Source organism: Curtobacterium sp. UNCCL17 (assembly GCF_000686685.1).
Taxonomy (GTDB): Bacteria; Actinomycetota; Actinomycetes; order Actinomycetales; family Microbacteriaceae; genus Curtobacterium; species Curtobacterium flaccumfaciens.
In genome coordinates this window covers 444,209-468,594 of record NZ_KK366000.1, presented here as the reverse complement: position 1 = coordinate 468,594, position 24,386 = coordinate 444,209, and the positions used below count along the sequence as shown (strand labels likewise).

The following is a 24,386-nucleotide window of genomic DNA, read 5'->3' as shown; positions in this document are numbered from 1 at the left end:
GCTGATCAGGATGCCGACTGCGCGTTGAGGAGTTCTTGACTGGCAAGAGCTACGAGCGGACGCATCAGGGCCTCGACATTGACCTCGTCATCGTCGAGCGCCGCGCTCGTTGGCTCCGCTGCATCCGCAGTCGACCCCGGTCGGAACTCGATCAGTCCGCCCTCGGACGCCTCACGACAGAGGCGCAAGACCTGCCCGACGCGCGTCGAGCCGACGAGTTCGCTGGAGACGACCTCAGCAACTTGAGCTGCTTCCACTGCAACACCGTCGTCATCGCTACCGGCCTGGATGGCGTCGCGGATCATGTCTCGAACGATCATCCAGTTCTCGCTGCTCGCGAGCGGCGCGAGCACTGGCTGCCAAGCATCCACGAAACGAAGCGGATTGGCTGCGAGGCGCTGGACGAGCCACTCCGGCGTGGTCGTGGTATCCCGCGGGTACTGCTTGAGATCTTCGCGAAGCTGCGTGGTCTCGACGCGCTCAGATTGCACGATGCTGCCATCGAGACCGACCTGGACCGGCCACAGCGGCTCAGTGTCCCAGTCGAAATCGAACCGATAGGCTCCGGAGCTCTCGACCTGGAGTCGCCCCGTGAACCAAGCGCCGTGGTCCGCATCAGACATGAAGGCTCGAAGATCCTTCCAGGCTTGCCACTCCGCCAGACCGGCGGGAGGGCCGAAAGTCACCCCGCTCGCGGTGAGCACCGCCCGCTGCAGTCGCGACGAGACACCAAGGTTCACAAAGACTGAAGTCGCGCGCGACCACGCGCTCGGCATGCGGTCGAAGGTCAAGATCGCAAGGCGATTCTGCGAGCCGTGCAGATCTTCCACTGAGTTCGACCTTTCAGTCCTCAGGCGCACGGTCGGCAACCTTGATGCCCTCTGCCTCCCAGAGCACCTGGAGGGACTTTGCGAGGTCAACGAATGCTTCCCACGTGCTTCGTGGAGCGAACCGGCGGTCTCGGAGACACTTGCGAAGACGCTCCGCCGTGGCGTGCGCGTCATCGGGCGCGATGTCGGGCGCGAGGATCTGCTGCCGGTCTTCAGTCACGTTCCACCGCCGGTGAGCGATCCCCCATCCACGCCGGGCAAACGCACCACGCTGCGCTCGAACCCGACCAGCCCCTCGAGCGCGTCGCGGAATTGGGCGATCTGCGGTGATAGCTGCGGATACTCAATCAGTGCCTGGCCCGCGTTGGCAGAAGGGTCGATTCCGCGCCACACGTGGTCTCGAGTGGTTTCCTCGCTCGGAATCACCGCCACGATGGATCGAAGCCGGCCCGCATCGACTTGGTTCAAGACGTCCTGGAGGAGGCCATCGGCAACCTCATCGTCATCCAGCAGGTCGAGTTCATCGTCGAGGATCGCTTCACGTAGAAGCCGCTTCACGCCTTCAGCGATGACCATCCAGTCGGAATTCTCCTGCATCTTCAGCATCGCGCTCGGCCACACGGCGTCTCGGAATTCCGGAGCCGGCAGGGACTGCAATTCCTCGAGCCATCGCGGCGTCATCTCCGGAATTCGCGGGTACCGGAGGAGATCAGCAAGCAACTCGGAGCGCTCGATGTCTCGGCCCTGCTGAACTGCCCCACCCGTACCCACACTGCTCGGCCAGACAGGGCGCTCATCCCACTCGAAATCCATGCTGTAATGACCGTCGCTCGACACCTTCAGGTGACCGGTCAACCATGCTCCGCGGTCGGCACCGGCCATGACGCCGCGAAGCCGCGACCAAGCACCGTAGAGCTCGATTGCGGGCGTGGGACGCTGCACAGACTGACCGTCAAAAGTCGAAAGAATGCCGTTGAGCTGCTGGGTGTTCGCGACCTCGACGAAAACGTCACGACAGGTCGCCCAACCTTCACCAAGTGTTCGCATCGTCAGCGCAGCTACTTCATTCTGCGCAGCGAGTTCAGCTTCCATCGATCCCAAGAATCGGCCTCCGTGTCAAAAACTTAAGAAGTCGTTGCTATCAATGCCTCGATGGATGCCGCTAAGCCAACGGCCGAAACACGTGAGTTACGACTGCGTTCGCGAATTCCTTGAGGAACACCCGCCCACCCAACCGTGTTCGGATCTTCCGTCTCTGCTGACAGCGCTCAGGATCTCGCCGCGGTCCTTGACAGCAAGTTTCTCAAGCGACGAATTCCTGAAGTCGTACCAGAAGGAGTGGTCCCGGAGCTCATCTCAAGACTTCACGACGTTCGCGATCTCCTGGTCCGCGAGCTGGTCGATGAGCGACAGCAGCACGACGACGTTGCGATGGAACGCTTGGTCGTTGCAGATCGCGTCTCGCGACGGGCCACCCTCGTCCGAATTCAGCTGCGCCGGCTCGTCGACCACACCCGCTGCCGCTGCATCTCGGAGCAAGCGCATCATCTGACTGACCCGTGTCGATGCCAGCAACTCACTGTAAACCGCTTCGGTGATCACATCACGTTCCAGTACGGCATCTCGATCATCGCCGAGCAGCTGGATCGTGTCACGGACCATTTCCCGGACGATCGACCAGTTCGGGCTGCTCCCGAGCGGCTCGAGTCGGGCGTCCCACCTGTCGGAGAAGTGCAGCGGAGATGCGCCGAGACGCTCGACGAGCCATGGTGGTGTCGTAGCCGCAGGCCGCGGATGCATCACCATGTCTTCTCGCAATTCCGAATTCTCCACCGGCAATGAGTCCACGAGCTGTCCATCGATGTCGATCAGCAGTGGCCAGCGGGGCTCGTCGTCCCAGGAGAACTCGAACTGGTAAGAACCACTTGAATCGAGGCGCAGGCGCCCTGTGAACCAGGCACCCTGTTCTGGCTCGGCCATGACTTCGCGCAGACGACTCCACGCCTCGAATTCCGCGAGGTCAGCGGGAGGGGTGTGAATGACTGCAACACCAGTGTCGACGGCCCGCTCGATCCGCGCGGTCACGCCGAGACTGACGAAGACACTCGTCGAACGTTGCCACCCTGATCCCAGCCGGTCGAACGTGAGAATCGCGAGCGCATTCTGTTGGTCGATGACGTCAGATACAGAACTCAAACCGCGAGGCCTCCGGCCCTTGTTGCCGCCTCATGCGAGACGTGGTTCGTGACGCGGACTTGTTGCAGGTGCTCGACACCGTCCCGTCCCCAGTGGATCAAGAATATCGACCCACGATCAGCGCGACCAACATACTGTATCTCGCGGCTCAGGTACACCGAGGTGTTCGGATCTTCCCGCAGCATCTTGGAGATGGAGTTCTCCACCCTCCGGACTGCTCCCAGATTGACACTTCGGCCGTGTTCCGGAATGAGATTCACGCCGTACGGTGAACCGCCATGGCCGGCCGACAGCATTGCCCGCCATGGTCTTCGGCGAGTCGGTCCGGACCGCCAGCCAGCCGCTGCTCATCAGCGTCGCGCACGCGCTCGCGCTCGCTGAGCGGGTGGCGGCGATCGATCATCGCTTCACAACGACCTGGGCGGCACCGTCTACTTCAGTCGAACTCGACGCGGAGATCCGAGGCATCCCAGATGTCTTTGATCCTCAAGCCAAGGTCTCGGAACCGTTCGTCCGCGGGTATCGGCAGATCGATTTCTACCGCCTCACCAAAGCGGCGAGCACGAAAGTCTAAGACGAACTCGTTCGGTTTGTTGATGATGGTCTGGAACGCCGCACCAGCCGTTACCGATGCATGCAGCATTGACCCACCCGGAATCGCTGAAGCCAATGAGAGGGTGAATCCCCGTGCCGGTTCCGCAACGCCGTCGACTTTGTACGGCGACGAAGCGACGAGTCCCGACCATGACCTCTCATCTGCACTATCGATGTTCCGATCGTGGAACGTCCATATTCCATCGAACACAGGCAGCGCAACTTTGATCGCGGCGGAAGTCTCAACCAGACGAGCAGCGATCACGTCCGCAGACTCGGGCCTTGCATCCCAGTCTGCCACGAGGTACCAGTCGGTGACATTGGTCTGCACGCTTACCATCCCTTGAAATCGCGAGGCATCTCGATGTATTCTACCGATACATTCCTCAGTCGTCGAATCGCGTGGGCGAATTCTGCTGCGATATCCGGATCCCGAGTGAATACCCATCGCAACTGCACGTTTGGGTCCTCAAGCGCGTTAAGTTTGGCCATGGCCGACTTGGCCCATCCCTCGATCATCTCTGCCTTCCGGGCCGGCGACAGGCTTTGCAACCAGCCGTAGTTGCCCTTCACCTCGGTGACAGTCGGGCGCCCATCGACAATGCTGAAGTCATCGAGCTTCAACGGGTGAGTCGGATGTGCTTGATTCGGCACCTCGTACTCGGGGATCCGCCCGTCGGGCAGCGATTTGATCCCCGTCACCCACTCCTGGTCGAGCATCCCCTTGCCACCCTCGATGCGCTCGCTTGCGATCCAATGTCCAACGTGGCCATGCTCGGCCGCTCCGATGGTGGGCTGCAGGTCCCGTGCGGTGTCCGGCGGACGGAAACCAGTCCGAGATTCCATTTGTGCATGCTCGAGTTCCCGCGGAGAGTCAGCGATGTGTCCGCGCGCCCCATTTGACGGATCAAGGGCACCGGCACCATCGCCGTGAGCGATTCCGGGAGACGCAGCGGGGTCGACCCCTGATTCCGTCCCAGCGTGAGGCATCGATTCCTGGCCCACGGCCGGTCGCGGCGTCGTCTCACCCTCCACCCGATCCGCCACCGAGTGCAACCAGTGCCCACCCGAACCCGGATGCCCCACCTCGATGTGCGGCCGCCCGACCCCCACCCCGAACCCGTCCGGCGTCGCCATGGCGTGCTCGACGCTGACCTTCACGGTGGGGATCCTGTCCCCGAGCCCTCGGAGTGCATCCGCGAACCCGCCACGCCCGCGCGCCAGCAGGTCCGAGACTCCCGACAACGCCTTCCCCGGCAGGCTCGACAGCGCATCCCCGACCCGCACGATCGTGGTGCCGGCGGCCGCGACCTTCGAACCGATCGCCGCGAGCTTGCTGCCGTCGGCCCCGAGCACCGCGAGCCGCGACCCGAGCGCCGCGACCTTCGCACCCGCGCCGACCTCGCCCGCGCCGGGGATGAACAGCGTGCCGATGTTGAACGCGGCACCACCGGCGGCGTGGGCGGGGTCGTCCCGCCAGTCCTCCGGCGACCCGACGAAGCCCTCGACGAGGGTCTTCTGCTTGTCCATGATGTTCCGCGCGGTGTCACCGACGACATCCGGCAGGACGCCCTTCGGCAGCGCCGCGGCGATCAGGAGCGGCGGGCTGCCCATCAGGACGATCAGCCCGAGGGACTCCGCGAAGCCCTTCCAGGACTGCGCCGCCCAGTCGCCGTCACCCCACTCGCCGGTCTGTGAGTTGTACCCGATCAGTCCGCCGAGTCCCTCGACCGTGCCCTTCGCGGCGTCGTACACGCCGGAGTCGAACGATTCCTGGCACGACTGGTCACCGCGCCCGGTGCTCCCCCACGGCATCGGTTCGTTCGCCTTGACCGCGGCCGTGTAGTCGACGGCCTGCACCGGCGCCAGGCACATGTCGGTGCGCAGCCCGTTGATCGCGTTGACGCATTCCGCGGACGCGGCGGAGAGCTTCGTCTCCTGCTCGGCGACCTTGGTGAGCAGCTCGTTGTTCTCGTCGACGTACGGCGTGTACTGGTCCCACGGCAGGTGCACGTCGTCGAGCACCTCGCCGAAGTTCTGGACGAGCCCGACGATGCCCTGGTTGGCCGGGTGCTCCGGGTCCCACGGGCCGACGGTCTTGCCCTTCAGCGCCTTCTCGACGAACGTCGCGGCCTCGGCCTTCAGCTCGACGAGCCGCTTCGCGATGGGCGCTACCGCCGTCGCGTAGTCGCCGATGAACGTCGACGCCTTCTGCAGGGTCGCGGCGAGTGCGGCGGTGTCGGTCTCGACGCCGTCCATGACCGCGAGCAGTTCGGTGGAGTCCGGCGTGGTGTAGCTGCTGCCGAGCTTCGCCCAGGCGGTCTTCACCTCGCCGCCGCGCGTCTCGACGTCGGTGGCCGACGTCGAGAACGCCGTGCCGGCGGTCTCGACCTTCGCCGCGTCGATGTTCGCGCCGGGGATCGCGTCTGGGTCGATCAGGCCGTCGGCGCGGCACTGGCCGCTCACTGGTCACCACCCAGGTCGAAGGCCGAGAAATCACCGGTACTGGAGGCCCGGATCGCGTTGGTCTGCGCCGTCGCGGCCATCTCCTCGTCACCGTGGTAGTAGGCGAGGGTCGCGGTGGCAGCGCCGGCCAGACCGGCGGTGATGTGGTTGCCCACGCGGGTCAGGAGGGCCGAGTGGCTCTCGATGAGTGCCGCGACGGCGCCGGCAACCGCCTGGTCGTCGCCGACGGCGGTCGTGAGCGCCGCGTGCGCGTCGGCGAGACCGTCGAACGCGGTCGAGAGGTTCGTCGCCGCGGTCTCGGTGTCGGTGAGCGTCGTCTGCACGCCCGCGGGCTCGATCTGCCAGCCGTTCCCCATGGCTCCCCCTGGTCGTCGTCCCGCTCGGTCAGAGCGATCGCGTGGTCAGTGCACGGCTCGGGACGCAGCCGTTCCCCCGGCGGCGTCCGCGATGCTGTGCACGATCCGCTCGGCCGTCCCCCGGAACGGGGGTTGCGCGGCCGTGTGGATCTCGGTCAACCATAGCCGATCACCCGCCACCGACAAGGGTCCGGCGAGCAGCCGCTCCGCGTCGGTGACGCTGTCGAGCCGGCGGGACTGGAAGAGCGTGAGGAGCACCACCCCGTCGTCCGACACGAGCTGCAACGCATCGCCCGCCCAGAGCTGGCGGATGCCGGTCGTCGGGTCGACCGCGGCGGCTCCGGTCAGCACGGCTGCGGCGTCCACGTGCTCGGCGGTGAGGATGGTCCACTCGGCGCTCATCGGTCCGCCCCGAACCCGAGCAGTTCGACGGCACGGGGGCCGAGCGCGGTGCCGAGCTCGGCGAGCCGCCGCCAGCGGGCCTCCACCTCGGCGCCCCCGGTCAGCCCTGCGGTCGGCGGCGAGAAGTCGAGCAGCAGCGACGGCACGCGCGGCGTCCCGACCGGCGTGGCACCCACCGGCAACGAACCGGCGTCGACGCCGAGGTCCCGCACGGCGGCGGCACCCACGACCGCTCCGAGGGGGACGGGCATGCCGCGCTGCCGAGCGGCGAGGGTCGCGTCTGCGTGCCCGCCCGAACGCCACGCCGTCGCGAGCAGCACGCGCTGTCGACGCGCGAGGTCGGCCAGGACGTCGACGACCGGACCGTCCGCCGGAGGCGAGTCGTTCCCGGGGACCGGCACCGTGCCTCCCGGCCGCGGCAGTGCCAGCCGCGTCTCCTCGGTGACACCCGTGGCGGACCGTTCGATGCGGAGCTGCACCGCAGCGACGCCGCCGTCGACCGGGGCGACGGCGACGAGCCGGGTCGGACGGGGCGCGCGGCCGCGGGCGAAGTCGGTGACGGCGCCGACGCTCCAGGCGAGCGTGGCCGGCTCGACCGTGCCCCAGGCGGTGGGCGCGCTGCCGGCGAGTCCCTCGAGCAGGAGCTCGGCGGTGCGACCGATGCCGGCCTGCTCGGTGGCGGGGTGGTGGACGGACACGATCAGCTCGACCCAGGGGACCTCGTCGGCGCCGAGCCGGGTGGTGCGCTGGGAGGCCTGCGGGGCGAACATCGCGGTCGCGACGTCGTCGACGACCTCGGTGGAGCCGGCGGCGCGGTAGCGGTCGCCCTCGCGGACGACCCACGCGCTGCTCGTGCGCCGGAGCATCGCGAGCATCGCCGGGGTGAGGCGGCTGGTGGGCGGGGTGAGCAGCACGAACGCGAGGTCGGCGGCCCGTGTCTCGAGCACGAGCCCCATCCGGGCGGAGGACAGCGACACGATCGCGGCGTCGGTTTCGGAGACGACGAAGCCGGGCCCGACCGCGTCGACGAGCGGGTGCGCGAGGGTGACGTCGTCCACGCCGGAACCCTACCGGCCGGGGATGGTCCCGCACACGACGACGGGCCCCGCGCTGCTGTGTGCGCGGGGCCCGTCGTCGTGCGGTGGTGGAGCGTGTCTAGCGGACGCTGACCGGGCTGTCGTCGGTCTGCTCGTAGAGGACGTAGCCCTCTTCGCCGTGGACCGCGGTGTCGATGCCGGCGACCTCGTCCTCGGTCTTGACGCGGAAGCCCATCGTCTTCTCGATGACCCAGCCGATGATGAAGGCCAGGACGAACGAGTACGCGCCGACGGCACCCGCTGCGGCCGCCTGCTTGCCGAGCTGCTCGAACGAGCCGGAGTAGATCAGGCCGGTGTCGTTGGCGAAGAAGCCGAGGAACAGCGTGCCGAAGACGCCGCCGACCAGGTGGACGCCGACCACGTCGAGCGAGTCGTCGAAGCCCAGGCGGTACTTCCAGTCGATGGCGAAGCAGCAGACGATGCCGGCGAGGAAGCCGAGCAGGATGCCCCAGCCCGGGGTGAGGTTGGCGCAGGCCGGGGTGATCGCGACGAGGCCGGTGACGGCTCCCGAGGCGGCACCGACGGAGGTCGCCTTGCCGTCCTTGAGCTTCTCGACGAGCAGCCAGCCGAGGACCGCGGCTGCGGGAGCGGCGAGCGTGTTGATCCAGGCGAGCGACGCGACGCCGTTCGCGGCACCGGCGGAGCCGGCGTTGAAGCCGAACCAGCCGAACCACAGGATGGCGGCGCCGAGCAGGACGAAGGGCGGGTTGTGCGGCTTGTGCGCGCCCTTGGCGAAGCCGACACGCTTGCCGAGGACGATCGCCAGGGCGAGACCCGCCGCACCGGCGTTGATGTGCACCGCGGTGCCACCGGCGAAGTCGATGACGCCCCACGTGGCGGCCCAGCCGGAGGTCAGGTTGAAGACCCACGAGGCGACCGGGAAGTAGACGACCGTGACCCAGATGCCGGCGAAGACCATCCACGCGCCGAACTTGGCGCGGTCGGCGATGGCGCCGGAGATGAGCGCGACGGTGATGATCGCGAACGTCGCCTGGAAGCCGACGAACGCGAGGTCGGGGTAGGTGGCGGCGAGCGTGGTGGCCTGGGACTGTTCGAACGCCTGGCCGAGGCCGATCTGGTTCCAGTCGATGCTGAAGAAACCGACGACGCCGCTGACGGCCGTGTGCGGCCCCGTGTTGGCGAAGGCGATCGCGTAGCCGTACAGCACCCAGAGGACGCCGACGAGCGCGATCGCACCGAAGGACATCATCATCATGCTGATGACGGACTTCGCCTTCACCAAACCGCCGTAGAAGAAGGCCAGGCCGGGTGTCATGAACAACACCAGCGCAGCCATGATCATGATGAAGCCTGTCTGGCCCTGATCAAGCATCTGTTCACCTCTCGATTGCACGAGCGGCTCTTGGACCGCCTCGGGTGTCACCGAGTCTGGCGAGGCGAGGTTTCACGAGGGAGCACGAACTGTTTCGCGGATGTAACGCGACCGCGCCGTTTGTAAACGTCGTGTTTCCGCCGGCCCGATGTCCCCTGCGCGAGGGGCAGGAGACCGCCGTGGACAGATCGGTCTGACGGCGAGGGGTCCTCAGGCGCGGGTGAGCGCCACCACGCGGGACGCCGCGCGCAGGTACTTCTTGCGGTAGCCGCCCTCGAGCATCGCGTCGGGGTACACCTGGTCGAGCGGGGTGCCCGAGGCGACGATCCGCACCTGCGCGTCGTACAGCCGGTCCACCAGGGCGACCCAGCGCAGCGCGTCGGTCTGGTCGGTGAACGCCCGGACGTCGGTGAGCCCGACGGCGTCGAGGTCCTCGACCAGCGCGACGTACCTCGAGGGGTGCACGGAACCCAGGTGTGCGACCACCGCGCCGAAGTCGTCGAGCGTCACGGAGCCGGACGGCAGCGCGGCGGGCACGTCGGACACCACCTGCGCCGACTCGTCCACGGCACGTCGGCGGTAGTCGAGGCCGTCGATGCGCATGGTGTCGAAGCGGTCCGACATCGCCTGGATCTCGCGCAGGAAGTCCTGCGCGGCGAAGCGTCCCTCGCCCAGCGCTCCCGGGGGCGTGTTCGACGTCGCGGCGAAGCGGGTGCCGGTCTCGGTCAGTTCCTTGATGAGCCGGGTCATCACCATCGTGTCGCCCGGGTCGTCGAGCTCGAACTCGTCGATGCACACCAGTGCGGTGCCGCGGAGCAGGTCGACCGTCCCCTGGAACCCCAGGGCGCCCACGAGCGCGGTGTACTCGATGAAGGTGCCGAACGTCTTCCGCCCGGTGGCCGCGTGGTAGGCGGCTGCGAGCAGGTGGGTCTTGCCCACGCCGAACCCGCCGTCCAGGTACACGCCGGACTTCGCCGCGGGTTCCGCCGACTGCTTCCGGCGCCCGAACAGCCCGCGCCGCGGGGCGTCCGCGGGACCGGCGGCCACGAACGCGGCGACGGCATCGCGGACCGAGGCCTGCGAGTCGTAGTCCGGGTCCGGCCGGTACGAGTCGAACGACGCGTCCGTGAACTGGGGCGGGGGCACGAGCGCCGCGGCCATCTGCTGCGGGGTCACCCGGGGATCACGGTCGACGAGGTGAGCGGGCAATCGGGGAACCCTTCCGGGAAGCATGTCGTGGGGTGTCACGTTGCGTCAGGGGCACGGTACGTCCGCGTACCGTTGCCCACAGGCACCGACGCCCGATCCTAGTCCGGCGCCAGCAGCACGCTCCCCAGCACCACGCTCCCCCGCACCCCCTGGAGGTACCCCCGATGACCGCACCGGTCGACCCGTCCGAGAAGTTCGCCGCCTACGCGCACCCGGAGCGCCTCGTCTCCACCGAGTGGCTGCAGGAGCAACTCGACGCCGGGGCCGGCGCGCCCGACCTGGTGGTCGTCGAGTCCGACGAGGACGTCCTGCTCTACGAGACGGGGCACATCCCGGGCGCCGTGAAGATCGACTGGCACACCGACCTCAACGACCCGGTGCAGCGCGACTACATCGACGGTGCCGCCTTCGCCGAGCTCCTCGGCGGCAAGGGCATCGGCCGCGACACCACGGTCGTGATCTACGGCGACAAGAACAACTGGTGGGCGGCCTACGCCCTCTGGGTGTTCACCCTGTTCGGCCACGAGGACGTCCGCCTGCTCGACGGTGGTCGTGGCAAGTGGATCGCCGAGGACCGCGCCCTGACCACCGACGAGACCCCGGTCACGCCCGTCGAGTACCCCGTCGTCGAGCGCCACGACGAGTCCGTCCGCGCCTTCAAGGACGACGTCCTCGCGCACCTCGGCAAGCCGCTCATCGACGTCCGCAGCGCCCCGGAGTACAGCGGGGAGCGCACGACGGCGCCCGACTACCCGGAAGAGGGCGCGCTGCGCGGCGGCCACGTCCCCACCGCCGTGAACATCCCCTGGGCGACGGCCGCAGCCCCCGACGGCACCTTCAAGTCACGCGACGAGCTCGACGCCGTCTACCGCGACGGCGCCGGCATCGGTGACGCCGATGAGGTCATCGCCTACTGCCGCATCGGTGAGCGCTCGAGCCACACCTGGTTCGTCCTGCAGCACCTGCTCGGCTACGACAACGTCCGCAACTACGACGGCTCGTGGACCGAGTGGGGCAGCGCCGTCCGCGTCCCCATCGTGCAGGGATCCGAGCCGGGTACTGTTCCGAACCGATGAACGCCAGCACCGACGCACCACTCCCCGCCACCCTCGCCGAGATCCGCGACGACTTCCTCGCCCTGGGCCAGAAGGACCGCCTGCAGCTCCTGCTCGAGTTCTCGAACGAGCTGCCTGCGCTGCCCGAACGCCTGCAGGGGCACGAGGACGAGCTCGAACGCGTCGAGGAGTGCCAGTCCCCCGTCTTCATCACCGTGACGGTGGGCGAGGACGGCGATGCCCCGGACGTGGTCCGGATGCACGCCACCGCCCCGCGCGAGGCGCCGACCACCCGCGGCTTCGCCTCGATCCTGGCGCAGGGACTGTCCGGCCTGACCGTCGAGCAGGTGCTCGCGGTGCCGACGGACTACCCGCTGACCATCGGTCTGTCCGAGGCGGTCAGCCCGCTGCGGATCCGCGGCATGGTGGGCATGCTCGGACGCGTCCAGCGTCAGGTGCAGGCGGCGGTCGCGTAGACGCGACCCGTTGACGGACAGGAGGCGCGGTGCCAGCTGGCACCGCGCCTCCTGTCCGTTGCTCGTTTCGGATGCATGCGGTCCTCTGGCATTTCAGTCGCCGGCCGTGACAGGATGGGCCGGTCAGCACCATGGGGGGAATTGACGATGGCGAAGATCCACGGGAACGATCCGACCGGCTACTCGTACAGCGCGGCGGACACGCTCAAATCGGCTTCGACGGCACTCGCGTCGTCGATCGGCGGCCAGTCCGGATCGCGGTCGTCGTCGGTGACGGCCGCGACTGCGGAGTTCCGGGGGTACTTCTCCGAGGTCTTCGCGGACAACGCCGACATCGGCGCACGCAGCGCGACGAAGCTCGTCGAGTCGTTGCAGAGCCTGTCGGGGTTCGTGCAGGAACTCCGCGACGCCGCGAAGGACGAGGACGACCGGCGGAAGCAGGCGAAGGCGTGGGACGCCCGCAAGCGTGAACGCGAGGAGAACTTCTTCGTCGGCGCCGGACACGAGATCTCGACGTGGTTCGGCGGCGGTGACGACCCGAAGCCCCCGGAGCCGGAACCGGAGCCGCGGCTGCAGGCGGACGAGGTCAGCGTCAAGGGGCGCGAGATCCCCGCGGGTGGTGGGACCAGCGGTGGGACGTCGTCGGCCGTCCCCGAAGACCTCCGCTCCTTCGAGGCGAACACCCGCACGCTCGACTCCGACCTGTCGGGTGCCGTCTCCACGTTCCGCAACGCCCTGAGCGACTACGAGGCCGAGTGCAACCCCTGCTGGGGCACGCTGAACGCCCAGTCGCTGCTGACCGCCGTCAACGACTGGCTCACCGCGAACGGGCAGGACGCCGACTGGGCGGGCACCGTCGCCGCGCAGTTCGAGGCCGCCGGTGGTGGTGCCGGGCCCGCGACGCTGTCGGACGCGGCGATCGCGGCGGCCCTGTCCGCGGCGGGCATCGACGCCGGACGTGACGACTTCACCATCGGACCGTTCTCGGCGATGGGGACGCCCCCGACGAACGGGTTCGCCGACGATCCCGTCAACACCGCCACGGGCAACTTCCTGGAGCCCGAGACCGACCTGTCGTTTGCCGGGCAGGCGGCGTCGCTCCGGCTCACCCGGATGTACAACTCGCTCGACGGCCGTGCCGGGGTGTTCGGGCTCGGGTGGTCCTCGATCCTCGACACCCGGCTGGAGATCACCGACGACGCCGCGTCGGTCGTGCTCGACGACGGCCGGCAGGTCGACTTCCCGCGGCAGGGCGTCGGCTGGGACCGGGCGGTCGGCGAAGACCTGTGGCTCCGGGCCGAGGGGAACGCCCTCGTCGTCCAGGACAACGCCGGCGGTCACTGGGCGTTCACGCCGTCCGGACTGTGGTTGCGAAGCGGCCGTGGAGCCGGCACCACCGTGACCGTTCGGCGTGACGAGCAGGACCGCATCACCCGCCTGTCGCACGTGTTCGGACGGTTCATCGACGTCGAGTACGCGGGCGACCGGGTGGCGTCGACGACCGCCTCCGACGGACGCCGCGTGGACTACCACTACGACGATGCTCGTCGACTCGTCCGTGCGACGGACGCCGTCGGCAGCCGTCAGTACCGCTGGAACGACGACGGGCTGATCGACCGCGTGACCGCTGCCACGGGTGTGGTCGAGTGCGAGAACACCTACGACGCCCGTGGCCGTGTCGTCGAGCAGCGCACGCCGTTCGGACGGCGCGTGCGGTTCGCGTACCTGCCGGGCCGCGTCACCTCGGTCTCCGACGTCGACGGCGACCACACCAACACGTGGATCGCCGACCGCAAGGGCCGGGTCGTCGGGATCATCGACACCGACGGGCGGCGTCAGTCGATGTCGTACGACCCGCACGGCAACCTCGTCTCGGTGACCGAGCGCGACGGGCAGGTGACCGTCCACGGGTACGACGAGCGGGGACGGCGCGTCCGGACCGTGACACCGGAGGGCGCCGACCTGACCTTCGGGTACGACGAGCAGGACCGCATGACCACGGTGGTCACCGCGAACGGCGGGGTCGTCGAGTACGAGTACGCGGGCGACGACCGGAACCCGTCGACCATCGTCGACCCCGTCGGCGGTCGCACCGTGCTCGAGTGGCGGGACGGCCTGTTGGTCCGGACCACCGATCCGACGGGCGTCGTCGTCGTCTTCCACCACGACGCCTCCGGCGAGGTCGTCGGCGTCGAGAACGCCGTCGGTGACACCGCACGTCTGATCCGCGACCCCGGTGGCCGGATCATCGAGGCGGTCACACCGCTCGGCAACCGGACCCGGTACCGCTACGACGCCGCCGGCCTGCTCACCGCGCGTGAGGACCCGGACGGCGGGCTGTGGCGGTTCGAGCACGGCGACGGCGGTCGGGTCACGGCGACGATCGATCCGACCGGTGCCCGCACCGAGGTCGCCTACGGCCAGCACGGCGAGATCGTGTCCACCACGGATCCCCTCGGTCGCGTCGTGACGAAGGACTTCGACGCCATCGGCAACGTCTCGTCGATGACCCTGCCCGACGGTGCCGAGTGGGCGTTCGTGCACGACGCGCTCTCCCGACTCGAAGCCGTGGTCGACCCGGCCGGCGGCACCTGGACACGCGAGCACGACGCGGTCGGAGCCCTCGGCGCGACGGTCGACCCCACCGGTGTCCGCACCGAGGTGGGGCGCTCGCGCGCTGACGGCGTCTCCACGGTCCGGGATGCCTTCGATGCCGTGTCCGTCACGACCGACGAGTTCGGGCGCCCGACCCGGCTCGAGCACACAGACGCCTCCGCCGAACTCACCACGTACGACGCCTGCGGCCGACCGGTCGAACTCGTCGACGCGGACGGTGGACTCACCAGGATCGAGCGTGACCTGGCCGGACGAGTCGTCGGTGTGACCACTCCGGCGGGCCGCACCACCCGGTACGAGTACGACGCGTGCGGCCGCCCGGTCAGCGCGATCGACCCCGCCGGCGCACGCACCACGCTGACCTACGACGCCGATTCACGGGTCGTCGCGCGCACCCTGCCGACCGGCGAGGTCGCCCGGACCGAGTACGACCGCCAGGGTCGGGTCGTCCACGCCGACGTGCCCGGGGTCGGCACCGCCCGGTACCGGTACGACCGCGTGGGTCGGGTCGTGTCGGCGCGCGACACCCGTTTCGGCCAGCGGGCCTTCCGCTACGACGCCGCCGGGCAACTCGTCGCCGCGGTGAACGGGCTCGGCGGCACCACCCGGTACGAGTACGACCAGCGTGGGCGCCTCGTCCGCACCGTCGATCCGCTGGGTGGGGTGACTCTCCGCACGTACACGCAGCTCGACAAGGTGGCCTCGTCCACCGATCAGCTCGGTCGCACGACGACGGCGACCTACGATGCGGCCGGGCGCCAGCTCACCCAGACCGACCCGCACGGGAGCGTCCTTCGGTGGGAGTACGACGCGGCCGGTCGTGAATCCGCGCAGTACGCCGGTGACCGGTTGATCGGCCGCATCGACCGCGAGGCGCGTGCTCGCACGGTGACGATCACCGACGAGACCCGTCCCGACTCCCCCGCCACCCACGTCCTCGAGTTCAGCCGACTGGGCCAGCTCGTCCGCCGTGCCACCGGCGCGCGCGAGACCCGGTGGACCCACGATGCCGACGGACTCCGCACCTCGGTGCAGTCCCCTGACGGGTTCACGACCCGGTACGAGCACGACGACACCGGACGGGTCGTCCGCGTCGACCACTCCGCATTCGGCGAGGTCCGGTACGAGCACGACGCGGCGGGGCGGCTCCTGCAGGCCCGCGGCGGCGATCAGCTGCAGACCTGGGAGTACGCGAACGGACAGGTGGTCCGGCACACGCGCATCGACGCGGACGGCACGCACGCCAGCACGATCGAACGCGACGCCGACGGGCGCATCACCCGGGTCGACGGACCCGGTGGGAGCACCACCTACGAGCACGACGATGCCGCGCAGCTGGTGGCGTCCGTCCAGGAAGCCCGTCGCACCGACTGGGTCTACGACGTCGCTGGTCGTCTGGCCGAGGAACGGACGGACTCCGGGGCCCGACGGTTCCGGCACGACGCCGCCGGTCAGCTGATCGGCGTCGACGCCGTGGACGGGTCGCCCGAGGTGGAGTACGCCTACGACGGCGCTGGTCGTCGGGTGCAGGCGCTCCGAGCCGACGGCGTGACGACCACGTACGGCTGGACCCCGCAGGGTCACCTCACCGGGGTGGCGGAGACCACCGCGGCAGGCAGCACCACGACCGACCTGCACGTCGACGCCCTCGGTGAACTCGCCGATGTCGACGGCGTCCAGATCGACTGGGACACCGCCGCGTTCGCGCCGACGCTCCTCGCTGTCGGCGACACACCGGTCGTCCGTGCTCCCGGTGGTCTCACCGGCGTGGACGACGGGTGGGCCACCAGCGGTCGACGCACGACCAGAGCAGCCGACGACGCCGACCCGTGGCAGACGCTCGTGGACCTCGGCGGCTCCGGCCTGCCCGGCGGCATCGCACTCGGCGCCGACGGTTCGCTGCAGGTCGCCGGCCTGGAGTGGATGGGCGCCCGCGCCTACGACCCGTCGTCGCGCGGCTTCCTGTCCGTCGACCCGGTCACCGCGCCCGCGGGAGCAGCCTGGGCGGGCAACCCGTACTCGTTCGCCGGCAACGATCCGCTGCACGCCATCGACCCGCTCGGACTCGCGCCGGTCACCGACGCCGAGCTCGAGGCCTACGCGGCGGCGCAGCAGGGGCCGCTCGCACGTGCCGCAGCCGCGACCGGTGACTGGTTCGCGGACAACTGGGAGTACGTCGCCGGTGGCGCGATGGTCGTCGCCGGCGGTGTGCTCGTCGCCACCGGCGTCGGCGGTCCGGTCGGCATGATGCTCATCAGCGCCGGTGCCGACACCATCATCCAGAAGGCCACGACCGGCGAGGTGAACTGGGGCCAGGTCGCCGTCAGCGGGGCATTCGGTGCGGTCGGCGGTGGTGCCGGTGCCCTGATCGGGAAGCAACTGGTCAAGAACGCAGCAGAAGGTGCGGCCGAGAACGTCGCGAACTACGCGGTGAGCGGCCAGCCGGTGACCCCGGGTGGTCTGCTCCGGAACGCGGCCGAAGGTGCCGCGACGTCGGCGGCGACCGGCGGCACGATGTCGAAGGTGCACCTGCCGACAGCGGTCTCGAAACTCGACGACTTCGCGCCGACTCCGCCTGTTCCAACAACGATCTATCGCGGCATCAACGCCGCGCATCACCGGTTCGAGGCAGCAAAGAACGGGGAAGCATTGCCCGGAGACTTACAGGGGCACCAAGATGGCGCCATGCACAACGGAGGAAACAGCCGAGAAAGCAAGCTCACCAGCTGGACCACCGACCGAACCGTCGCCGAGCGATTCGCGTCCGACCCATATGGAGACGGCGAACTCACACCTGGAGGCCGCGGCGTGATCCTCAGCACAGATCTCGAGCCGTACCGGAGCAGGGTAGTTCTCGGGCCTGACGAGTTCGGTGAGTCGGAAGTCCTCATCCGCGGAGTCGTCCGTGGCGCAAAGGTGGAGAGGTACGAGAGTTGAGCGAAGTCATGACTGTCGAGGTGCTCGAAGGGATGATCGAGCGCTCGGGATTGAACGTTCCAGCAGATGCGCTGACCCTGTTGACAGAACTGCCACCTGAACAGGAATTGTTTGTAGACCAGTTCGAGGCAGCCGAATTCGAGAGAATGGTGCGGGACAATTACCTGGTTCGATCTCCGAACTTAGTTGAACTTCTAGCGCCACTGCATGATCTTGGCAATGGACCGATCCTGTTTTGCCAGGCCGAGGCGGGCGAGCGGATCGCGTCCTTCGTCGTAGACGCCGAACACCAAGTTCCGCTCGCAGCGACATACCTCGATCGCGCACCGACGCAAAAAACAATCTCCGCAGGAGCACTTCGTCATCTCTTGAAGGAATTGACAACCCCGGCCGCTTTGAAGGCGTCCGCGGCGCTTCTGCCTCAACCCTGTGAAGAAGATCTCCGACTCAGCGTACAGGACGCCTCAAGCATCGCGCGGACACTTTGGACGAAGTACAACTTGGCCAGGGAGAAAGGTGTCGTAGTGATTGGGTTGGAAGAATTCACGACGAATCTCGCTCTCCTCGGTTCTACCGAGGTTCGCCTGTGTTTCGTGTGGCTTGAGGACTCCCTCGTGACTGTCGCACTCGAAAAGGAAAGGGACCAGGTGATGGGCGCGCTGTTCGTCACCAACTTCATCGGGAAACCAGGCGAACGTTGAGAACCAGTCTGGTCGCGGCCGATGACGACACCGCGTATCACCCGCGACGGCGGATCCAGTTGTGCGCATCGATTCTGTCGACAGCATCACGGTGACAGTCGTCTTCGACGAGGCAGTAGTCAACCCGACGGTGAGATTGGACGACTTCCTGGGGCGGTGTTCCGCAACCTTGACGAATCGATGTACGCTTTCCGGAGCGGTAAGTACGTCGTTTGGCCAAAAGAAACGGAGATGACATGCGCCTGTCCGTTGTGAGAGAAACCGTCAATTTCATCGGGATCGACCACATGGTCACGTTGCGCTTCTCCAACGGTGCGAGCACGGCTTTCGAATCCACATTCACGGTGGGTGAGCCGAGCGGAGCCATTTCCCAAGTTGCCCCGGACGGCGACAAGTCTTCGCTCGTTCCAGCTTTGCGTCTGCACACCCAGACGGTAATCGAGGCCCGGATCGACGAAAGCTCTCTGGAGCTGACCTTCTCCAGCGGAGTCGTGCTGAGAGCCGATCCTGACGCGCAGTACGAGTCTTGGCACTACACCGGCCCGGAGAGACCGCCGGTGCGGGTGATCGCTCTCGGGGGCGGAGATCTGTTCACCTCGATCCCAGACGACGAAGATGACCGGGCTGAACAACGCTGAGGACTGACGATGACCAGAACACAGCCAGACCTCTCGATCGCACACCTTCGAGCGGTCACCTGCAGGACGACCATCGAACCACCCGGCGGTATCGTCTCGATGATCGCCGCGATCCCGGCCGACGCTGAGGTGCACTGCGACGCTGTCCCCTCGGACTTCACCGGTGCAGTCCGACGGCACTCCACGAAGAAGGAAGACCCTCTCCGACCGTTCATCGGTCCACTCGACGCCTTCGCGGACGCGCTCGGTGACTACGCACCCTCGTCTCGCTCGGTCAGACCCCGATCGTCAGCGGGATCAATTAAACGCCTCACGAGAAGGCTGCGGATCATCGTCATGCCGAGCGAGGGGCCCGCGATCTGGCTCACCAACACCTGATGACCGGCCGACGAGAGGCCGCTCAGCGGTTCTGGTTCTTCCGGAGGGGCCCCTCACACGAGGGGCCGCTGCCTGGCTTCCGGGACGTGTTCGAATCGTTGAACCTCACGCCCCTGCACTGGCTCGTCACGGAGCTCGACATGGTCATGCAACCGAGCTCGACTGTCGACGTGCACGAGTGGGACCGGCGACTCATGGCAGCGTCGGGACCCGGGCTGTGGTTCTCGCACGACGAGATGCTGACGCTCGTCCAGGAGAACCACCAGATGATCGACTGCGAGTTCTTCGGCGTTCCGGTCGCCGCCGGACCCGATCCGGCGCAGGCAGTGCTCCGCATCGACTTCTTCGACAGCACTGAAGTCACCGTGTGCATCGACGGATCAGTCATCGAGATCTCGAACGCGATCGAGCGGGCTCTCGGACCCGCGGTGGCTTCGCACGTGGTCGGCAGTCGGGAGGGCGACACCACGGCACACCACATCGCGGCGATCCTGCGGACGTGCTTTGACGCGTCGCAGGACCCCAGGTCCGCCTTGCTGCGCGACCAGGTCGAGGCAGTGCGGACCGTCGACGAGTCGGTCCCGCGGATCTTCGACATCGTGCTCGCCGAGGCACCTCGGTCCGACTACGCCGACGGTCCTCTCCGATGGGCCGTGTACTACTGCTCCGACGAGGCCCCCCTCGCGGGCGAGGTACTCGTCTGGATGCTCGAGGGTCGCATCAACTTCGTCGAGTTCCCGTGGTTCACCACCGACATGCCGGCCGAGCTGCCTCGACCGGACCAGCTCATCCTCACATCCACCGACGAAGACGGAGTCCGCGATGTTCGGTAGACGGAGCAAGCCCGATCGGTCGACGCAGCAGTTTCACCAGGCCGACAGCGGCGCACAACTGTTCGCGCAGCTCCTGACCGAGACGCGCGCTGACCCCGAAACGTTGTTCACAATCGAAGTCGTCGACCACGGATGGCCGGGTCGGGACCTCGACGAGCGCGCACGCCAGCTCCGGCGCACCAGGGTGCCACGGACACCACTCGCGGCACCGGATCCAAGGGGACCCAGCACCCCCTCCGGGACAGCCAGTGTGTTCTACCCATGCAGCCGTGCGCCGTTCGCGGCCGCCGCTGGCGACGTCTTCCTCATATCGGACGGAGCGGGCGGTGTTTTGCTCGGGCACGTGATATCGGAACATTTCGATGCCGTCTACGTCGCCGTCTTCCAACGTCCCGAAGAAGTACCGCCGCCGGCGGATCCGCTCGTGGTGCTCGCGACGCAGCCCGTCATCGCCGGATTGACCCTGCCGGCGCGGTTCCAGCCAGGCATGTGGGAGGTCGTCGGCACCACGACGCCCGACTCTGACCGGCTCCTCCCCGCGTACTCCTGGGGCACCGCCACCGACGTCGAACACGTCACGGATTTCTCCGGCAAGAGGTCGCGGCCGGCGAGCGAGGTCGAGGCAGAGACCGTCCCCCATCGGATGGTCGTATCCCCGTTCTTCGTCGACATCGCCGTCCGTGCGGTGGTGGGCCTGGTCGACTGGCACCCGGACTTCGAACACCTGCGATACCGGGCTACGCCACGGTCAGTCGATCTCTTCCCACGGACCTGACGTGCGGGCGTGCGGCGCAAGCATCGCCGTCCTCCCAGCCTTCTTCCCACACCGTGCCGAGTGCCGGCCCATGTCCTTTCACCGTTCTGCGCGCTCGGCGGACCAGGGGCCACCGAAGTGGCGACGACGTGAGCAGGTGACGGACGGGAGGCGCGGTGCCAGCTGACACCGCGCCTCCCGTCCGCCCTTCGGTCGCGTCTACCGCGCGCTGGTCGCCCCGCGCCGCTGGACCACCTCGGTGAGCCACGCGAGGATGCGGGCGTCGAACCAGTCGGCGTCGTGGTTCCAGAGCTTGGTGTGCCGGGCCTTGGTCTGGATCTCGAGCCGGACCAGGTCGGGCCGTGCGCGGGCCAGGTCGTGCGAGGCCGAGGACGGCACGAACCCGTCGTCGTCGCTGTGCAGCAGCAGGATCGGCACCGTGAGCTCGTCGGAGCGCGTGACCATGTCGAGCTCGCGCAGGTCCACAGGGGCCTGGAGCCCGGCGAGCCGGTGCAGCACCGGCGTCCGGAGCAGGCGCTGCGCGACCTTGCGGACCGGACGCGGCAGGCGCAGGAGCTGGCTCTGCGACTTCAGGACGGCGTGCCAGTCGACCACCGGGGACTCGAGCACCACCCCGTCGACCAGGCCGGCGAAGCGCGAGCGGAGCAGGGTCTGCAGCACGACGGCGCCGCCCATCGACCAGCCCATCAGGACGACGCTCTGGGCGTCCTGCGCGGTGAGCCAGCGGAGGACGGAGTCGACGTCCTCCCACTCGGTGCTGCCGAGGCCGTAGCGGCCGTCGACGCTCGGCGGGGCGACGCCGTCGTTCCGCCACGAGGCGAGCACCACCGAGTACCCGGCGGCGCGGAAGACGGGGACGGCGCGGATCGTCTCGGCACGCGTGACGCCACGGCCGTGCACCAGGACGGCCCACGGCGCTGCCGGGTCGTCGGCGCGGACGACCCAGGCGGGGGCGGGGCCGTTCGGGGTGGGGATGTCGACGTCCTCGACGGGCACGTCGAGTTCGCCGGGGGTCAGGTAGAACCAGCCGCCCCAGCGACCGCGACGTGCGGCGGTCGGATCGCCGGCGTCGATCGCGATGATGCGGCGCGTCACGGTGGTGTCGGTCGTGCCGAGGACCTCGCCGACGCGCATGTGGCCGGTGCCGCCGCCGAACCAGAGCGAGTAGCGGCCCTGCAGCTCGGTGTCGGCCGTGCGCTCGATCGTGACGGTCTTCCGGACGGGGTCGACGGCGTGGATCGGGACGCGCTCGTTGCGCTTGCGGTCGGGGGTGACCACGGCGCGGGCGACGGCGGCGACGAAGCCACCGATGACGGCCGTCCCCACCGCGGCAGCTGCCAGACCGGCGCCGAGTGCGATGAACCCGGCCGATCGAGCGGTCTCCTGGACGACGTCCTCGGCGGGTCGCGCGGATCGGGACATGGCCCGGAGCCTAGTCTGCATGTGTGTCCGAAACCCGAGAGCCCGACGCCTTCGCGCGGCTCCGCGCGTTCGTGTCCGGCGGCAGCGGCCGTGCCGAGACCACCGTCACCGAGATCCCCTCGCCGACCCGGATCGCACCGTTCTCGATCGCCCTGACGGCGGACGTGTCCGGCACTGCGCACGGGGTCGATTCGGACTTGGGCACCGGCAGGTTCATCGCCCTGTACGACCCGGAAGAACCCGAGGACTGGGGCGGCGCGTTCCGTGTCGTCTCGTTCGCCCAGGCGCCGCTCGAGCCGGAGATCGGCGTCGACGAATTCGTCGCCGACGTGACCTGGAGCTGGCTCGTCGACGCGCTCGAGTCGCACGGTGCGACGTACGACCACGCCTCGGGCACGGCCACCAAGATCATCTCGCGCGGGTACGGTGACCTCGCCGCACAGGGCGACGGCGCCCAGCTGGAACTCCGCGCGTCGTGGACACCACGCGGCGACGACCTCACCGCACACGTCCGGGCCTGGCAGGACATCGTCGCCATGCTCGCCGGTCTGCCGCCCGCATCGGACGGCGTGACCCTGCTGGCCCCGAGGAGGCTCGCCAAGTGACCGACCCCGCTCCCCAGGACGCCGCTGGATCGACCGGCCCGGCTGCGTCCGCAGCCACGGCTGCCGGCTCGACTGCTCCGGCTGCCGCTGCTGGATCGGCCACTCCGGCCGCCGCCGCCAGCCCCGCCTTCGAGGCATCGCACGACGCCGTCAAGGTGATCGACACGCGCGAGGACTACCTCGAGGCGGTCGCCGCCATCGCCGCCGGCCACGGCCCCGTCGCGGTCGACGCCGAGCGCGCCAGCGGCTACCGCTACTCGCAGCGCGCGTACCTGATCCAGGTGTTCCGCCGTGGTGCCGGTGCGTTCCTGTTCGACCCGATCCCGATCGGCGACTTCTCGGAGCTGCAGGCCGCCATCGTCGACGAGGAGTGGCTGTTCCACGCCGCCTCGCAGGACCTGCCGTGCCTGCAGGAGGTCGGCCTCGTCCCGACCCGCATCTTCGACACCGAACTGGGCGCCCGGATCGCCGGGTTCCCCCGTGTCGGCCTCGGCGCCGTCGTCGAGCAGCTGCTCGGCATCACCCTGGCGAAGGCGCACTCGGCCGCCGACTGGTCGACCCGTCCCCTGCCGCAGTCGTGGCTCGTCTACGCGTCGCTCGACGTCGAGCTGCTGCCCGACCTCCGCGACGCCCTCGCCGAGAAGCTCGACGAGGCCGGCAAGACCCGGATCGCCCAGGAGGAGTTCGACGCGGTCCTGCACCGCGCGCCGAAGCCCGCCCGTGCCGAGCCCTGGCGTCGGCTGTCCGGCATGCACGCGCTCCGTGGTGCTCGGGCACTGGCGATCGCCCGGTCGCTCTGGCTCGCCCGCGACGAGTACGCCCGACAGGCGGACATCGCCCCCGGACGCACGATCCCCGACTCGGCGATCGTCGCCGCCGCGGCCGCCGCACCCGAGTCCCGCGCCGAACTCGGTGCGCTGAAGACCTTCACGGGCCGCGCCAGCCGTTCCGAGCTCGACCGCTGGTGGGCCGCCGTCGAGGAAGGCCGCACCACCGAGGACCTCCCCCGTCTCCGCGGTGCCGGCGAGGCCACTCTTCCCCCGCCCCGCGCCTGGGCGGACCGCAACCCGGCGGCCGACCGCCGGTACAAGGCCGCGCGCGCCGCGGTCACGAAGCGTGCCGAGGAGCTCGACATCCCGCTCGAGAACCTGCTCACCCCGGAGACGCTCCGGCTCGTGTCGTGGGCCCCGCCGTCGCCGCCGTCGACCGAGCTGGTCGGCGCCGCCCTCGCCGAGCACGATGCCCGCCCGTGGCAGGTCGAGGAACTCGCGTCGATCATCGCGTCGGCCTTTGTCGCTGCTGCACAGCGGCCCGCGGCGACGGACGACGACGAGTCGTAGGAACTGCCCAACCGGCATGCGGCCGCCCAGGCTGGGGGCATAGCGTCGGGAGGGTCGCCGGGCGAGGCCCGGCCAGGCCGGAGCGACCTGCGTTCCGGCCCGATCGATGAGGATCTGGGAGGCCCGG

General features: G+C 68.7%; 21 protein-coding genes. 10 read left to right on the top strand and 11 right to left on the bottom strand.

What is annotated here, in order from left to right:
- Positions 1-5 precede the first annotated feature (5 nt).
- The 10 genes from BR70_RS0107055 to zapE form a co-directional block, all read right to left on the bottom strand.
- Entirely contained in the window at positions 6-830 is an 825-nt protein-coding gene (locus BR70_RS0107055) for a hypothetical protein (protein ID WP_027465495.1), read from the bottom strand.
- A gap of 216 nt (positions 831-1,046) precedes the next feature.
- The gene (locus BR70_RS0107045; RefSeq protein WP_155896812.1) at positions 1,047-1,922 is read right to left on the bottom strand and encodes a hypothetical protein; all 876 of its coding nucleotides are present in this window, start codon (positions 1,920-1,922) and stop codon (positions 1,047-1,049) included.
- A gap of 264 nt (positions 1,923-2,186) precedes the next feature.
- Positions 2,187-3,026: a hypothetical protein gene (locus BR70_RS0107040; RefSeq protein ID WP_155896811.1), complete on the bottom strand. Its 840-nt coding sequence runs from the start codon at positions 3,024-3,026 to the stop codon at positions 2,187-2,189.
- A gap of 436 nt (positions 3,027-3,462) precedes the next feature.
- The gene (locus BR70_RS23185; protein ID WP_155896810.1) at positions 3,463-3,951 is read right to left on the bottom strand and encodes a hypothetical protein; all 489 of its coding nucleotides are present in this window, start codon (positions 3,949-3,951) and stop codon (positions 3,463-3,465) included.
- A gap of 2 nt (positions 3,952-3,953) precedes the next feature.
- Complete coding sequence (locus tag BR70_RS0107030; RefSeq protein WP_027465490.1) at positions 3,954-6,086, bottom strand: hypothetical protein; 2,133 nt, start codon at positions 6,084-6,086, stop codon at positions 3,954-3,956.
- Positions 6,083-6,442: a DUF6507 family protein gene (locus BR70_RS0107025; RefSeq protein WP_027465489.1), complete on the bottom strand. Its 360-nt coding sequence runs from the start codon at positions 6,440-6,442 to the stop codon at positions 6,083-6,085. Before BR70_RS0107025 ends, BR70_RS0107030 begins: the two co-directional genes overlap by 4 nt.
- Positions 6,443-6,487: 45 nt before the next feature.
- Positions 6,488-6,844, bottom strand: a complete 357-nt coding sequence (locus tag BR70_RS0107020; RefSeq protein ID WP_027465488.1) for a hypothetical protein — start codon at positions 6,842-6,844, stop codon at positions 6,488-6,490.
- Positions 6,841-7,902: a DUF6177 family protein gene (locus BR70_RS22220; RefSeq protein WP_027465487.1), complete on the bottom strand. Its 1,062-nt coding sequence runs from the start codon at positions 7,900-7,902 to the stop codon at positions 6,841-6,843. The genes BR70_RS0107020 and BR70_RS22220 overlap by 4 nt, the downstream gene beginning before the upstream one ends.
- Positions 7,903-7,999: 97 nt before the next feature.
- On the bottom strand, positions 8,000-9,274 hold the full coding sequence (locus BR70_RS0107010; RefSeq protein WP_027465486.1) for an ammonium transporter: 1,275 nt from the start codon (positions 9,272-9,274) through the stop codon (positions 8,000-8,002).
- Positions 9,275-9,484: 210 nt separating this feature from the next.
- Positions 9,485-10,507: a cell division protein ZapE gene (gene zapE, locus BR70_RS0107005; protein ID WP_035808265.1), complete on the bottom strand. Its 1,023-nt coding sequence runs from the start codon at positions 10,505-10,507 to the stop codon at positions 9,485-9,487.
- Positions 10,508-10,647: 140 nt separating this feature from the next.
- On the opposite strand from zapE, the gene BR70_RS0107000 reads away from it, so the two are divergent.
- From BR70_RS0107000 to BR70_RS0106965, 8 genes are all read left to right on the top strand, one after another.
- Entirely contained in the window at positions 10,648-11,559 is a 912-nt protein-coding gene (locus BR70_RS0107000; protein ID WP_027465484.1) for a sulfurtransferase, read from the top strand.
- Positions 11,556-12,014 (top strand): SufE family protein, encoded by a 459-nt coding sequence (locus tag BR70_RS0106995; protein ID WP_027465483.1) that lies wholly within the window; start codon positions 11,556-11,558, stop codon positions 12,012-12,014. Before BR70_RS0107000 ends, BR70_RS0106995 begins: the two co-directional genes overlap by 4 nt.
- A 147-nt stretch (positions 12,015-12,161) precedes the next feature.
- The gene (locus BR70_RS0106990; RefSeq protein ID WP_027465482.1) at positions 12,162-17,567 is read left to right on the top strand and encodes a DUF6531 domain-containing protein; all 5,406 of its coding nucleotides are present in this window, start codon (positions 12,162-12,164) and stop codon (positions 17,565-17,567) included.
- Positions 17,564-18,268 (top strand): hypothetical protein, encoded by a 705-nt coding sequence (locus BR70_RS23180; protein ID WP_155896809.1) that lies wholly within the window; start codon positions 17,564-17,566, stop codon positions 18,266-18,268. The genes BR70_RS0106990 and BR70_RS23180 overlap by 4 nt, the downstream gene beginning before the upstream one ends.
- A 236-nt stretch (positions 18,269-18,504) precedes the next feature.
- Positions 18,505-18,906 (top strand): DUF6188 family protein, encoded by a 402-nt coding sequence (locus BR70_RS0106980; protein WP_027465481.1) that lies wholly within the window; start codon positions 18,505-18,507, stop codon positions 18,904-18,906.
- A 99-nt stretch (positions 18,907-19,005) separates the two neighbouring features.
- The gene (locus tag BR70_RS23175; RefSeq protein WP_155896808.1) at positions 19,006-19,284 is read left to right on the top strand and encodes a hypothetical protein; all 279 of its coding nucleotides are present in this window, start codon (positions 19,006-19,008) and stop codon (positions 19,282-19,284) included.
- 86 nt (positions 19,285-19,370) lie between these two features.
- Entirely contained in the window at positions 19,371-20,117 is a 747-nt protein-coding gene (locus BR70_RS0106970) for a hypothetical protein (protein ID WP_027465480.1), read from the top strand.
- On the top strand, positions 20,107-20,892 hold the full coding sequence (locus tag BR70_RS0106965; protein WP_027465479.1) for a hypothetical protein: 786 nt from the start codon (positions 20,107-20,109) through the stop codon (positions 20,890-20,892). The genes BR70_RS0106970 and BR70_RS0106965 overlap by 11 nt, the downstream gene beginning before the upstream one ends.
- A 198-nt stretch (positions 20,893-21,090) precedes the next feature.
- On the opposite strand, the gene BR70_RS0106960 is transcribed toward BR70_RS0106965, so the two are convergent.
- Positions 21,091-22,314, bottom strand: coding sequence for an alpha/beta fold hydrolase (locus BR70_RS0106960; protein WP_027465478.1), 1,224 nt, complete (start codon positions 22,312-22,314; stop codon positions 21,091-21,093).
- 23 nt (positions 22,315-22,337) lie between these two features.
- Here BR70_RS0106960 and BR70_RS0106955 point away from each other — a divergent pair, with 23 nt between their 5' ends.
- Positions 22,338-22,919, top strand: coding sequence for a DUF3000 domain-containing protein (locus BR70_RS0106955; protein WP_027465477.1), 582 nt, complete (start codon positions 22,338-22,340; stop codon positions 22,917-22,919).
- On the top strand, positions 22,916-24,259 hold the full coding sequence (locus BR70_RS0106950; RefSeq protein WP_442854632.1) for an HRDC domain-containing protein: 1,344 nt from the start codon (positions 22,916-22,918) through the stop codon (positions 24,257-24,259). Before BR70_RS0106955 ends, BR70_RS0106950 begins: the two co-directional genes overlap by 4 nt.
- The last annotated feature ends 127 nt before the right edge of the window (positions 24,260-24,386 follow it).